The sequence below is a fragment of the Enterobacter sp. ECC-175 genome (genome assembly GCF_043968675.1).
Taxonomy (GTDB): Bacteria; Pseudomonadota; Gammaproteobacteria; order Enterobacterales; family Enterobacteriaceae; genus Enterobacter.
This window is the reverse complement of sequence record NZ_CP143776.1, coordinates 2870730-2883165: the sequence shown is the minus strand read 5'-3', so window position 1 is coordinate 2883165 and position 12436 is coordinate 2870730. Positions and strand designations below refer to the sequence as shown.

Annotated in this window: 13 protein-coding genes; 8 read left to right on the top strand and 5 right to left on the bottom strand. The window is 58.6% G+C overall.

The window, feature by feature from the left end; genetic code table 11:
• Positions 1 to 11: 11 nt before the first annotated feature.
• The 4 genes from sra to V1599_RS13760 form a co-directional block, all read right to left on the bottom strand.
• Positions 12 to 149, bottom strand: coding sequence for a stationary-phase-induced ribosome-associated protein (sra, locus tag V1599_RS13775; protein WP_013096533.1), 138 nt, complete (start codon positions 147 to 149; stop codon positions 12 to 14).
• A gap of 95 nt (positions 150 to 244) precedes the next feature.
• Positions 245 to 460, bottom strand: a complete 216-nt coding sequence (gene bdm / locus V1599_RS13770; RefSeq protein WP_297123019.1) for a biofilm-dependent modulation protein — start codon at positions 458 to 460, stop codon at positions 245 to 247.
• A gap of 139 nt (positions 461 to 599) precedes the next feature.
• Complete coding sequence (locus V1599_RS13765) at positions 600 to 1121, bottom strand: VOC family protein (protein ID WP_395300251.1); 522 nt, start codon at positions 1119 to 1121, stop codon at positions 600 to 602.
• 50 nt (positions 1122 to 1171) lie between these two features.
• Positions 1172 to 2023: a Vmh family MBL fold metallo-hydrolase gene (locus V1599_RS13760; RefSeq protein WP_297123259.1), complete on the bottom strand. Its 852-nt coding sequence runs from the start codon at positions 2021 to 2023 to the stop codon at positions 1172 to 1174.
• Positions 2024 to 2133: 110 nt separating this feature from the next.
• On the opposite strand from V1599_RS13760, the gene V1599_RS13755 reads away from it, so the two are divergent.
• Complete coding sequence (locus V1599_RS13755; RefSeq protein ID WP_297123012.1) at positions 2134 to 3009, top strand: LysR family transcriptional regulator; 876 nt, start codon at positions 2134 to 2136, stop codon at positions 3007 to 3009.
• A gap of 75 nt (positions 3010 to 3084) precedes the next feature.
• Positions 3085 to 3513: an OsmC family protein gene (locus V1599_RS13750; RefSeq protein WP_112010062.1), complete on the top strand. Its 429-nt coding sequence runs from the start codon at positions 3085 to 3087 to the stop codon at positions 3511 to 3513.
• A gap of 2 nt (positions 3514 to 3515) precedes the next feature.
• Here V1599_RS13750 and V1599_RS13745 read toward each other — a convergent pair whose 3' ends face one another.
• A complete protein-coding gene (locus V1599_RS13745; protein ID WP_395300250.1) occupies positions 3516 to 4442 on the bottom strand; it encodes a LysR family transcriptional regulator in 927 nt (308 codons plus the stop codon).
• Between the two features lie 137 nt (positions 4443 to 4579).
• Between V1599_RS13745 and V1599_RS13740 the strand changes: the two genes are divergently transcribed.
• The 6 genes from V1599_RS13740 to V1599_RS13715 all read left to right on the top strand — a co-directional run bounded on the left by V1599_RS13740 (position 4580) and on the right by V1599_RS13715 (position 12436).
• Positions 4580 to 5329, top strand: coding sequence for an SDR family oxidoreductase (locus tag V1599_RS13740; RefSeq protein ID WP_112010061.1), 750 nt, complete (start codon positions 4580 to 4582; stop codon positions 5327 to 5329).
• Positions 5330 to 5465: 136 nt separating this feature from the next.
• Positions 5466 to 6935, top strand: coding sequence for an alpha/beta hydrolase (locus tag V1599_RS13735; protein WP_395300249.1), 1470 nt, complete (start codon positions 5466 to 5468; stop codon positions 6933 to 6935).
• Between the two features lie 94 nt (positions 6936 to 7029).
• On the top strand, positions 7030 to 8241 hold the full coding sequence (locus tag V1599_RS13730) for a diguanylate phosphodiesterase (protein ID WP_395300248.1): 1212 nt from the start codon (positions 7030 to 7032) through the stop codon (positions 8239 to 8241).
• Between the two features lie 77 nt (positions 8242 to 8318).
• Positions 8319 to 9863 (top strand): methyl-accepting chemotaxis protein, encoded by a 1545-nt coding sequence (locus V1599_RS13725; protein WP_112010058.1) that lies wholly within the window; start codon positions 8319 to 8321, stop codon positions 9861 to 9863.
• 115 nt (positions 9864 to 9978) lie between these two features.
• Entirely contained in the window at positions 9979 to 10356 is a 378-nt protein-coding gene (locus V1599_RS13720; protein WP_395300247.1) for a hypothetical protein, read from the top strand.
• 46 nt (positions 10357 to 10402) lie between these two features.
• Positions 10403 to 12436 (top strand): protein-disulfide reductase DsbD family protein, encoded by a 2034-nt coding sequence (locus tag V1599_RS13715; protein ID WP_395300246.1) that lies wholly within the window; start codon positions 10403 to 10405, stop codon positions 12434 to 12436.

The following is a 12436-nucleotide window of genomic DNA, read 5'->3' as shown; positions in this document are numbered from 1 at the left end:
CTTAGCGGGACTTACTTGCCTGCGTGGCGTTTTCTGCCGGTAGCGTGGGTGACTTGCGTTTCGCTGTCGCCCTCGATCACCACTTTACGTTGGTTCGACAGCTTGTAGTTCAGCCCCAAAATATGGCGTGCCTGACGGTTCGATTTCATGTTAACTCCTCAATCCTGTTGATAGTTTTAAGGACAAGCCTGCTTGCGCAAGCGAAATGTAACCCCTTAGGTTGCAGATCCAGCTTAGCAGATTTTCAGAAAGCGGCATGCTGGCCGCTGACAACGTAGTTAATGGTTTGCTGGTAGATGTCACTGAGGATGTCATTATCAGAGGCCTCAACCCATTTGGTGAGCTCCATTAAAATGTCATCTTCAGTAACCGCACCGCGCTCCGCGTGGAGACCTTGTGCAATAGCATTAACAAGTTCGGGCTGTGCTGAAGTCGTATTGGCCGGGTAATAAGTAAACATACTGCCTCCGTGTCGTTGTCTGTTTAATGGTACGGCTCGCAAAAATTTAATTCCTGAACAGAGTCGCAAATATTTTTGCTGATGTGGCTAAGATTCGTCCTGGAAATAAAATAACATTTTCTCAGGAAGGAAATGAAAATTAGGGCTTCCAGCGGCGTAGCGCGGTCTTTTTTTCATACGGCATAGGAGAGGGCCAGGAAATCAGTTCGACAATGCTGCCCCAGGGCGTTTGCCCATAGCAAAACGCATTGCCTTCTCCGCGTTCATCCGGAAAGGTAAGCGGCTTGGGCTCGGTGAACATTTCACCACCGGCCGCGGTAAATGACGAAATCGCCTTTGAAAAATCATCGACATAGACGGCGAAATGCTGTAGCCCGAAATCGCTGGCGCGTGCGGGATGTCCTTGTTCAGGGCCGTGCATTTCAAACAGCTCAACCCCAGGCCCGTGGGGCATGGCAAGCATGCGTATTGCGCGTATGCGCGTGCCGGGGAATAGCCTCAGCGTATGTTCCTGGGCATCGTGGTCAATGTTATCCCTGTTCGGCGTGACGGAGTGATATAAAACGCGCGCGTCAAAGGCGTGTTCAAAAAATAAAGTAGCTTGTTCAATGTCCGGTACCGTAATACCAATGTGGTCAATTCCTCTTACCGTAGAAGGCATTTTTTTCTCCTGCTATAAAATAATAAATATAGCAGGAGAAATTCAGGTTATTACCACTTCATCTCGCCGGTATTCACTTTGGCGCTAAGTTCCAGAGAACTCTCTTCCGCCAGGTCGGGATACTGTTTTTTCATTGCGGTGATGACGCCCGCGGAATGGTTGCTATCCGCCAGCGCCTTTTCAAAGCGCTGCAAATACCGGTGCGTAAAGTCGATGGCGCCAGTTCCCGCTGGCGGCGTACCCAGGTAGTGTCCAGGGATCACGCGCTCTGGTCCGTGCGCGGCCATCGCCGCCAGCGTTTGCTGCCACTGCTGGCGCGCAGCTTTGGTTTGCGTATCCGCCGTCCAGACGTGGATCCCCCACGATACGCCGGTTCCGCCCAAAATGGTTTTCGCCGACGGGATCCAGACGTAAGCGGCATAGCTGTCCGCGTCTTCAACGTCCACTTTCTCGCCGTCGATGGTAAACGTGTTTGAGGCCAGAACCTGCGGAACGAACAGCGCCGTTGGCGCACCGTCCTTCATCTGCGGGCCCCAGTAGGCGAGCTTCGCGTCCTTAGTGGCCTTGATATGGTCAACAACGCGCTGGGTCGCAACCACTTTGGCGTTCGGGAAGGCCTTCACCAGCGGCTGCAGGCCGAAATAGAAGTCCGGATCGCCGGAAGTAATCACAATTTTGTTCAGCGTTTTACCGCTTTTGCGGATTTTTTCGACCAGCGCCTCGCCGTCCTTCACGCTGAACTGCGCGTCAAACAGCACGGCTTCCTTCGGCCCGGAAACCAGGGTCGAGGAGACGGCAAAAATCGCTTTCTCCTGCGGATTGTAAGTATCAACGGTCAGCGGCGCGGCAAACGCAACCGGCGTAAAAACGGCGCCAAGCGCGGCAAGGTGGGTAAGCTTCATCATCGTGTCTCTGTTGTCTGGAAAGTCTTTATTATAGAGAACATAGTATTTGCCACTATTCCTGAAACAGGAGATGCTAAGTTTCATAAATCGAGCAGATGGAGCTACAAATGGATCGCGTGATTGCCGCTCAGGTCTACAACCGCATATGTGAACTGGGAAGCCTAAGCGCCGCCGCGAGAGCGCTGGGGATTTCTCGCCCTATGGTCAGCCGCTACCTGGAACAGATGGAAAAATGGGCGGGCGCGCGGCTGGTTAACCGCTCGACGCGCAAGCTCACGCTGACCGCCGCAGGGGAAAAGGTGCTGCAAAAAACGCGCACGCTGTCTCAGATATCGCAGGAAATTGAGGGTCAGTCCGCAAGCGACATGCCGTCCGGCACGCTGCGCGTCGCCTGCGCGCATTTCACGGCGATGCAGGCGATCGCCCCGGTGCTGCCGGATCTGCTCGCCCGTTTTCCGCAGATGCGCGTCGAGCTGGACGTGAATAATCATCCCGTCAGCCTCGTGGGCGAACGCATTGACGTGGCTATCCGTATTACCGATACCCCCGAGCCGGGGATGATCGCCCGCAGGCTCGGGGAGTGTCGCTCGGTGCTCTGCGCCTCGCCGCAATACCTTGCCGCGCGCGGCACGCCAGCGCGGCTGGAGGATTTAGCAGAACACAACTGCCTGCATTACAGCTTTTTTGCCGGGCAGTCGTGGCGTTTTATTACCGCCGAAGGCGAACCGGTGTCCGTGGCCGTTAGCGGTAATCTGAGCGCGAGCATATCGTCCCTGTTGATGGATGCCGCCATCAACCACTGCGGTATTGCCATGCTGCCCGAGCGTGAGGCGCAGGACGCCCTGCAGAAGGGAGCCCTGGTACCGGTACTGAGCGAATTGACGCCAAAGCCGATCGGTATTTTTGGCATTTATCAGTCGCGGGACTATCAGCCCGCCGCCCAGCGCGTGTTTCTCGACGCGCTGGCGCGCTCGCTCGGGTAAGACTCGTCTGTGTTCGCGGCAAAATATGGCTCACGTCCTATACTTAACCCTTTGTAAGCCAAAAGGAGAGCAAGAATGACGATTCATAAGCACGGTTCGGCACACTGGTCTGGTGATATTAAGCGCGGGAAAGGGACGGTTTCTACCGAGAGCGGCGTCCTGAATCAACAACCTTACGGCTTTAATACCCGTTTCGAAGGGGAAAAGGGCACCAACCCGGAAGAGCTGATTGGCGCGGCGCACGCGGCATGCTTCTCAATGGCGCTGTCATTGATGCTGGGCGAGGCGGGCTACACGGCTGATTCCATCGACACGAAAGCGGTCGTCTCTCTGGACAAAACCGACGGCGGGTTTGCCATCAGCAAAATTGCCCTGCAAAGCAAGGTGACGGTGCCTGGCATCGATCCGCAGCAGTTTGATGGCATCATCCAAAAGGCGAAGGCCGGATGTCCGGTTTCTCAGGTGCTGAAGGCCGAAATCACCCTGGACTACACGCTTAATTAACCTCAGGCCGGGCGATCGCCCGGCTCGTTTTTCAGCGCGGCGGGAAACACCTCTGCCAGCCACGCGATAAAGACCCGCAGGCGGTGCGTCAGGTGCCTGTTCTGCGGGTAGACCACGTGAAAAGGATAAGCCTTCGGACGCCAGTCCCGAAGGATCTCAACCAGCGTTCCTGCCTGCAGACGATCCCGAATGGCATAGCCAAACGTCTGAATAATCCCTAAACCTGCCACGGCTGCCGCCAGATGGCCGTTACTCTCATTAACGCCGAGATAATGCGGCACGGCGATCTCCAGCGCGTCGCCATTTTCCCTGAAGCGAAACGGAAATGCCCGCCCGGTGATCGGTGAAAGATAGCTGACCAGCCGGTGGCCGTTGCGCAGCTCCTGCGGGTACGCCGGCACGCCATACGTCTTCAGATAGCGCGGCGTCGCGCAGGTGAGCAGTTCGGCATCGCCAATATGGCGGGCAATCAGGGTGGAATCATTCAGCGGGCCGCCCCGAATAACGCAGTCCACGTTGCCGCTGATCAAATCCACCGGGCGGTCGGAGACGCCGAGGTCGATGCGGAGATCCGGGTAGCGCTGCATAAAATCGGGCAGAAGGGGGATCAGCACGTCGCGAGCGGTTGAGCCTCCGACGTCAATGCGCAGATGCCCCTTTGGCGTGCAGCATGACGCGCGAAAGGAGGTGTCGATATCTTCGATGTCGATGAGCACCCGCATGGCTTTCTCGTAATATTCCATTCCTTCCGGCGTGGTGACGACGCGACGCGTGGTGCGGTGCAATAGCCTCGTTTCCAGATGAGCCTCAAGGGATTTCACTAGCTTGCTCAGCGTGGCGATCGGCATATTCAGTGAATCCGCCGCGCGGGTAAAACTGCCTGATTCCACTACGCGCGCAAAGGCACGCATTGCCGTGAGTTGATCCACGCGCTTCCCCTTGATTATTTCCCATTGTGAAAAGTCATTTTCATTTTTGCCCATTTTTCGCTAATCCCGCAAGGGCTAAAGTCTGTTCAACGCGGGCGAAAGCCTGCATCTCTCAACGCGAAAATAAGGTAAATAACATGAACACAACGCTCGCAGGAAAAATCGCACTGGTCACCGGCGGCAGCACGGGGATTGGTCTTGCCACCGCGCAGGAGCTGGCTGAACAGGGCGCTAAGGTCTATATCACAGGCCGTCGCCAGGCAGAGCTGGACGCCGCGGTCGCGGAAGTGGGCTCATCGGCGGTGGGCATTCGCGCCGACGTGTCTAAACTCGCTGACCTTGATGAGGTATACGCCCGGATAGCAAAAGACGAAGGGCGGCTGGATATCCTGTTCGCCAACGCGGGAGGCGGGGACATGCTGCCGCTCGGCGCGATTACCGAAGAACAGTTTGACCGCATTTTCGGCACCAACGTGCGCGGCCTGCTGTTTACGGTGCAAAAGGCGCTGCCGCTGCTCTCTGCCGGGGCATCGATTATCCTGACCGGGTCGACCGTCTCCATTAAAGGGACGGCAAACTTCAGCGTTTACAGCGCCAGCAAAGCCGCCGTGCGCAACTTTGCCCGCTCGTGGGCGCTGGATTTGCAGGGGCGGGGTATCCGCGTCAACGTGGTCAGCCCCGGCCCCGTCAAAACGCCCGGCCTGGGCGACCTGGTTCCGGAGGAACAGCGTCAGGGCCTGTTTGACGCGCTGGCCGCGCAGGTGCCGCTGGGGCGTCTTGGCGCACCCGGCGAAGTGGGTAAAGCCGTGGCGTTTTTAGCCTCCGATGCGGCAAGCTTTATTAACGCCACCGAGCTGTTTGTAGACGGCGGGATGGCGCAGATTTAAAGCAGAGGGTGCTACAGCCTTTCGAGGAGGGCTGTAGCACCGTATTATCTTCGTTGCCGATAACTACCATGAATACGTCAGTCCCTTCACATTTTTGGTAAGATTGAGAAAGACCAAACAGGTAAGGGATAGCAGGATGGTGAATCTGCCGTGGCGCATCAGCGTTCGGGTCATGGGGCTCTTAAAAAAAATCGCGCTGGTGCTGGGAACCGCGCTGGTCGTGCTGCTGGCGGTGCGAATTTACCTCTCGCAGCAGGGGCCGGATCTGCATCTCTGGCACACCTGGCGAGCGGATGAAATGACCGTGCGGGAGATGGATGAATCCGACTATGCGCACTACGTCGCGCGGGAAAACGCTATCTTTACCGATCTGGATAACCGCGTCACCGCGAAAAGCGGGGCGGAGGCGCGTACGCCGCTCAACCGCTACTACCGTAAAAGCCTGGTCTGGCCGGGACAGTTCGCGCCCGATGCGAACCGCTCGTTTGTGCTGATGCCTGCCGGAACGCCTCGCGGCGCGGTTGTGCTGCTGCACGGGCTAACGGATTCCCCCTACAGCGTGAGGCATCTTGCCCTTAACTATCAGCGTCGCGGTTTTGTCGCCGTGGTGCCTCGACTTCCCGGACACGGCACCGCCCCCGGCGCGCTGACGAACGTTGACTGGGAGATGTGGATGGCGGCCACGCGGCTCGCCGTGCGCGAGGCCACCCGCCTTGCAGGGGACAAGGTTCCGCTGCATCTGGTGGGGTACTCCAACGGCGGCGCGCTGGCGATGAAATATGCCCTCGACGCGCTGGACTCCCCGCAGCTGCGAAAACCTCAGCAGCTGGTCCTGCTGTCGCCGATGATTGGCGTCACGTCCTTCGCCCGGTTTGCCGGACTGGCGGGCCTTCCCGCCATGCTGCCCGCGTTTGCTAAGGCGGCGTGGCTCACTATTGCACCGGAATACAATCCCTATAAATACAACTCGTTCCCGGTGAACGCCGCGCGCCAGTCATGGCTTCTGACGCAGGCCCTGCAGGAGCAGCTGGGCCGCGACGCGCGGGAGCAGCGGCTTGACGGTCTGCCGCCCGTGCTGGCGTTCCAGTCGGTGATGGATTCCACGGTCAGCACCCGCGCGGTGGTGACCGAGCTGTTCGAACGCCTTCCGCAAAAGGGCAGCGAGCTGGTGATCGTCGACATTAACCAGGCAGCAAGCTTCAGGCCGCTGTTCAAACCGGCATCATGGACGGCGGTGTCTGAACTGTTGCCGCCGAAGGTGAGGCGTTACACTGTCACAACGATAACCAACGCCAGCGAGCACAGCCTTGACGCGGTGGCCAAAACCACGCCCGCAGGCCAACCCCGGGAGCGCGTTGAGCCGCTCTCTACGCCATATCCGGCAGAAATCTACTCGCTCTCGCACGTTGCCGTGCCGTTCCCGCCCGATGATGATTTGTACGGCCGCCACCCGGAGGTGAAAAACCGCTACGGCATTAGCCTGGGAACCATTGCGCTGTGGGGAGAAACGTCGGTGCTCAGCGTAAGCAAAGACGCGCTGATGCGGGTCACCTCGAATCCGTTTTACGGATACATGGAGGAAAGAATCAATGAAAAAATGGATTAACCGTTAAATCATTCATGGGTTTTATATATTAACGTCAGGCAGTAACGTATCCTTACTATAGCGTAATGCTCCCCTTACTACAGGACTCGACACTGTGCTGACCACACTCATCTATCGAAGCCAGTTGGATTCATCCTGTCGTCCTGACGCGCTGAATGTGCTGGTTGAACAGGCAAGGCTACGCAACGCGGCGCTCGGCATTACGGGGATTATGCTCTACAACGGGCAGGATATCCTGCAGGTGATCGAAGGCAGCGAAGAGCAGGTAGAAGCCCTCTTTCAGCGCATCGTTATGGATAAGCGTCATGCTTTCGTCGTTGAGCTAATGCGCGATTACGGTCCCCGCCGACGCTTTGAAAACGTAGGGATGCTGCTGTTCGATCTTCAGATAAGCTCCCCAAAGACCGTTCTCCAGTCCGTGCTGCGCTACAGCAAGCTTGAAAGCTATATCGTATCGGACGATCGGGTATTCAAATTCATACAGTCGTTCATCACCCGCGAAAATAACGCCCGGCAGCACCGCGATAAGCCGGCAGAGGCGTGGACGCTCTCCTGTGAACCGCAACCGTTAGGCGAGCCTCTGGGGCTTATCGCTGGCCAAAGCTGTCAGTTTGCCCTCCAGCCCATAGTTGAGCCCTATGAAGGCAAAATCAGCTCGTTTGAAATGCTGATCCGCGGCAATGACGGCGGCAGCCCGGAGCAATTTTTCGCAAACCTCGATCCCGCGAAGATCTATGAGGTCGACCTGCAGACCAAGGCCTATGCCTTTGCGCTCGCCAAAAGGCTGAAGATCGGCAGCCATAAAATAGCGGTAAATCTGCTGCCAATGTCGCTTGTCAACGTGCCGGGCGCGGTAGAGTTTTTGGTTGAGCAAATCCAGCTCAGCGGCCTTCAGCCGGAGCAGGTCATTATCGAAGTGACCGAAAACGAGATGATTTCCGGCTTCAACACCTTCAACAAGGCAATCAAAGCGCTTCGCGGCACGGGTATTGGTTTCGCAATCGATGATTTTGGCTCCGGCTATGCGGGGCTATCGCTGCTGACGAAGTTTCAGCCTGATAAGATCAAGATTGACCGCGAAATTATAAGCAACGTGCATTTGAGCGGGCCGAAGCAGGCAATCGTTAAGTCTATCGTCAGCTGCTGTACCGATCTGGAAATCACGCTCGTCGCCGAGGGCATCGAGAAGCTGGAGGAGTGGCGATGGCTTGAGTCCGCAGGCATACGCCGCTTTCAAGGGTTTCTGTTCGCCCGTCCGCAGCTCAACGGCGTCGGCGATATTCACTGGCCGCACATGTTGCGTTAGCACGGCAACGATAACTTTAATTAATTAAAGAAACGATTCAGCCGATAACTATAGGGAGTGTTTATCCTGAGGTAGTTATGTCGTTAAAAAAATCATCGCTGATCGTTCTGTTTTCGCTGCTGTTTTTCTTTGTCGCCAGCACCATCACCACGGTTGGTCTCATCCTTAAAAGCAACAACTCGCTCGATAACGTTAATAAAGAGATTCAGGTGGTGCTGTCCATCATCGACCCGATCAACCACAGCCGTACGCTGCGCGTGCGGGTGATGGAGTACGTGAAGATGGTCGAGGTGGGGAATACCGCCGACGGTGCCGCCAGGCTGGATGCCGTGAAAGAAGCGCTGACCAAGGCCGATAGCGCCTTTGCGGCCTTTATGGCGGCGCCGCGCCTGGCGGATGAAGCGCCGCTGGTGAGCGCCTATCGGGAAGCCTGGCTCAACTATCGCGATCGCGGGCTGGAGCCGTTTATTGCCGCCGCGGCCGCTCACGACGTTGCGAAATTTAACGCTCTGATCCCCACCGTTTCTCAGCTCGACCGCCGGTATGAAGTCGTCCTCGACCAGGTGCTGTCCGTTCATCAGAAATATGCCAAACGCCTGAACGAAGATGCGCGGAACAACTTCGTTTCCGGCCTGGCGATCATTGCCGGGATTGCTTTCCTGTTCGTCGCCGTGATCGTTGCCGTCAGCCTGCTGATGCGCCGCTTCGTGTTCGCGCCGGTCAACCTGGCCCGTGAACACTGTAGCCAAATCGCCGCGGGCAGGCTGGATATCCCGGTGCCGGTGAAGGGCAGCGCGGGGAATGAAATTGACCACCTGATGGGGTCAATGGAGCAGATGCGCCTGGCGCTTCTCGACACCATTGCGCAGGTGCGTGATGCCAGCAACAGCGTCACCCACGCCGCGCAGGAAATCGCCGCCGGTAATATCGACCTTGCCTCGCGCACCGAGCAGCAGGCGGCCGCCCTGACGCAAACGGCGGCCAGCATGGAAGAGCTGAACGCGACCGTGGCAAACAACACCGACAACGTCTACGAGGCGGGCAAGCTGGTCCAGGACGCGGTGACCAACGCCCACACCGGAGAGGCGGTGACGCGTGAAGTCATCGAGACCATGAATACCATTGCCGCCAACTCAAAGCGCATCGAAGATATCACAAACGTGATCAACAGCATCGCCTTCCAGACCAACATTCTCGCCCTGAATGCCGCCGTGGAGGCCGCGCGCGCCGGTACGCAGGGGCGCGGGTTTGCCGTGGTGGCGACCGAGGTGCGCACGCTGGCGCAGAAAAGCGCGGTGGCCGCGAAAGACATTGAAAACCTTATCGCGCAGTCCGTTTCCAGCGTCAAAAATGGCGCCGCGCTGGTGAATCGTTCAGGAGACGTGATCGACGCGATTATCTCTTCGGTGAATAAGGTCAATTCGCTGATGGGGCAGATTTCCATCGCCTCCGAGGAGCAGAACCGCGGTATCGGACAGATTGGCCAGGCGGTCACCGAGATGGACGGCGTCACGCAGCAGAACGCGGCGCTGGTCCAGCAGTCTGCCTCCGCGGCGGCGTCGCTGGAGGCACAGGCGCAGCAGCTGACGCAAAGTATTTCGAGCTTCAGGCTGCCTGCGTAACATGCTCCGCGCGCTGACGGGGCGATAACCCACAAAGACAAATCCTTACACACTCGGGACTTGTAGATTCATTGGTATCGTTTATGATCGTGGCGTCTTTATATTTTGGAACGTTATGCGTAACCGTCCGCTTCTGGGTAAATGGCTGTTGATAATCACGTGTCTGGCGATGGCGCTTTGCCTGGTCCAACGCGCGGTCTATCTCAACCATTTTTTACAGGGGCTGGGGCAGCAGGCGCAGACGTCCCTGACGGTTGACGCCGCGAAGCCCGGGGGCGATGCGGAGTCGGCGGGGCCGTCGCCCTGCCAGCTAAGCGCGCAGTCTCTGCTGTGCGCGCAGCCAATCTTCTTTGACGGCGCGCTTCCCGCCATCATCCTTTTCTTTGCGCTGCTGCAGCTCTTTACGCCGCTGCGCACGCTTGTTTTCAGAGAGCGCGTCGTTCAGTCGCCGCCGCCGCGAATACACCTCAAAAACTGCGTTTTCCGTGAGTGAAACCATCGTAACCACACGATAACTTTCACTGTATACGGAGTAAAAAATGTTAAACGTCTTCAGGGGCTTCGTCCTCCTTCTGCTCGCCTGCACGGGCATTGCCCATGCGGCGGATACCGGCTGGATGACATCCCCGCAAAACAACCATGCCCGGGTGCGTTTCCAGGCAGAAAAAAGCCAGGACCGCATTCTCGGCCTGCTCACCGTTGAGCTACAGTCTGGCTGGAAAACCTACTGGCGCTCGCCGGGAGAAGGGGGCGTCGCCCCGCAGATTGTCTGGCCGAAAGGCGTCAAGGACAGCTGGTACTGGCCGGTGCCGTCGCGCTTTGATATCTCCGGCCTGACCACGCAGGGCTATCACAATAAGGTCGCGATCCCGATAGTCATTACCGGGACAACCGGCGACACCCTTGACGGTACGCTGACGCTTTCCACCTGCAGCAACGTTTGCCTGCTGACCGACTATCCGCTCAGCCTCGACTTTAGCCAGCCGGTTGACGGCGGTTTCCAGGCGGCGTTTGAGCAGGCGATGCGCGCGATCCCGGGGGATGGCGGTATTTCGTCTAACCTTACCGCCTGGCTGGACGGCGGCGATCTGGTCATTACCGGGTCGGCGCAGGGCGGCTGGGACAATCCGGGGATCTATTTCGACCCGCTGGAAGGCGACGTGCTGCCGGGCGAGCCGGTCATTAAGCACCGCGGCGAAACGCTGCGCGTCACCGTGCCCGTTACCGACGAGTGGGGCGACAGGCCCGCGTCGCTGGAAGGAAGAAAGCTGTCGTTTGTGCTGACAAACGGCGAAAAGGCGCAGCAAACCGAGATGACCGTCGGCGCGCGTCCGGCAGCGGATCGTGCGGATGACGCGCAAACCGGCCTGGGCAGCATGCTGCTGTTCGCGCTGCTCGGCGGGCTGATCCTCAACCTGATGCCGTGCGTCCTGCCGGTGATGGGCATGAAGCTCAGCAGCGTGCTGCACGCCGGTTCGGACACGCGCAAAATCCGCCTGCGCTTCCTGGCGACCAGCGCCGGGATACTGACCTCGTTTGCGCTGCTGGCGGCGATGGTGACGGCGCTCAAGCTGACGGGCGCGTCGCTCGGTTGGGGGATTCAGTTCCAGAACCCGTGGTTTATCGGCCTGATGGTGGCGGTAACGTTCCTGTTTGCCCTGAACCTGTTCGGCGCGTTTGAGATGCTGTTGCCTTCCGCAGCGGCGGGGCGTCTGGCGACGGCGGGCGGCACGGGCATGGCCGGAAGCTTCTGCGAAGGGGTATTTGCCACGCTGCTCGCCACGCCGTGCTCCGCGCCGTTCCTCGGCACGGCGGTCGCTTTTGCGCTCGCGGCGCCGCTGCACTCCCTGTGGCTGATTTTCCTGATGCTCGGCGTCGGGATGAGCCTGCCGTGGCTGTTCGTGGCGCTGATCCCCAAAACGGCGCTGCTGCTGCCTAAGCCCGGCCGCTGGATGGGCACGCTGAAGGTCGTTCTTGGCCTGATGATGCTGGCCTCTAGCCTGTGGCTGACCACGCTCCTGAACCAGCACCTGGGCGAGGCGACGAGCCGGGGCGTGATGCTGGTGCTGATCGTGATTGCCCTTGTGATATTTGCCCGCACCGGGCCAAAAGGCTCGCCGCTGTTCTGGGGCGTTATCATCGCGCTCGCGGCGCTTGGCGGGTATCAGCTGCGCGACGTTGTCCAGCCCCCGCAGGCCGCCGCCTCGCGGGCGAGCGTCGACGCGGTCAACTGGCAGCCGCTGAGCGAAGAGGCGATCCAGGCCGCGCTCGGTCAGGGCAAGCGCGTGTTCGTGGACATTTCGGCCGACTGGTGCGTGACCTGCAAGGTCAACGAGCACCGCGTCTTAAATCAGCCGGAGGTGATTGCCGCACTAAACGCGCCGGACGTGGTCGCCCTGCGCGGCGACTGGAGCAAGCCGTCGACGCTGATTGCCGACTTCCTAGCGAAGCGAAACCGCTATGCCATCCCTTTTAACGAGGTATCAGGCCCGGGCAAGCCCGAAGGGGAGATCCTCTCTCCGCTGCTCGACAAGCAGGCCCTGATGACCGCACTGAACAACGCCAAAGGTTAA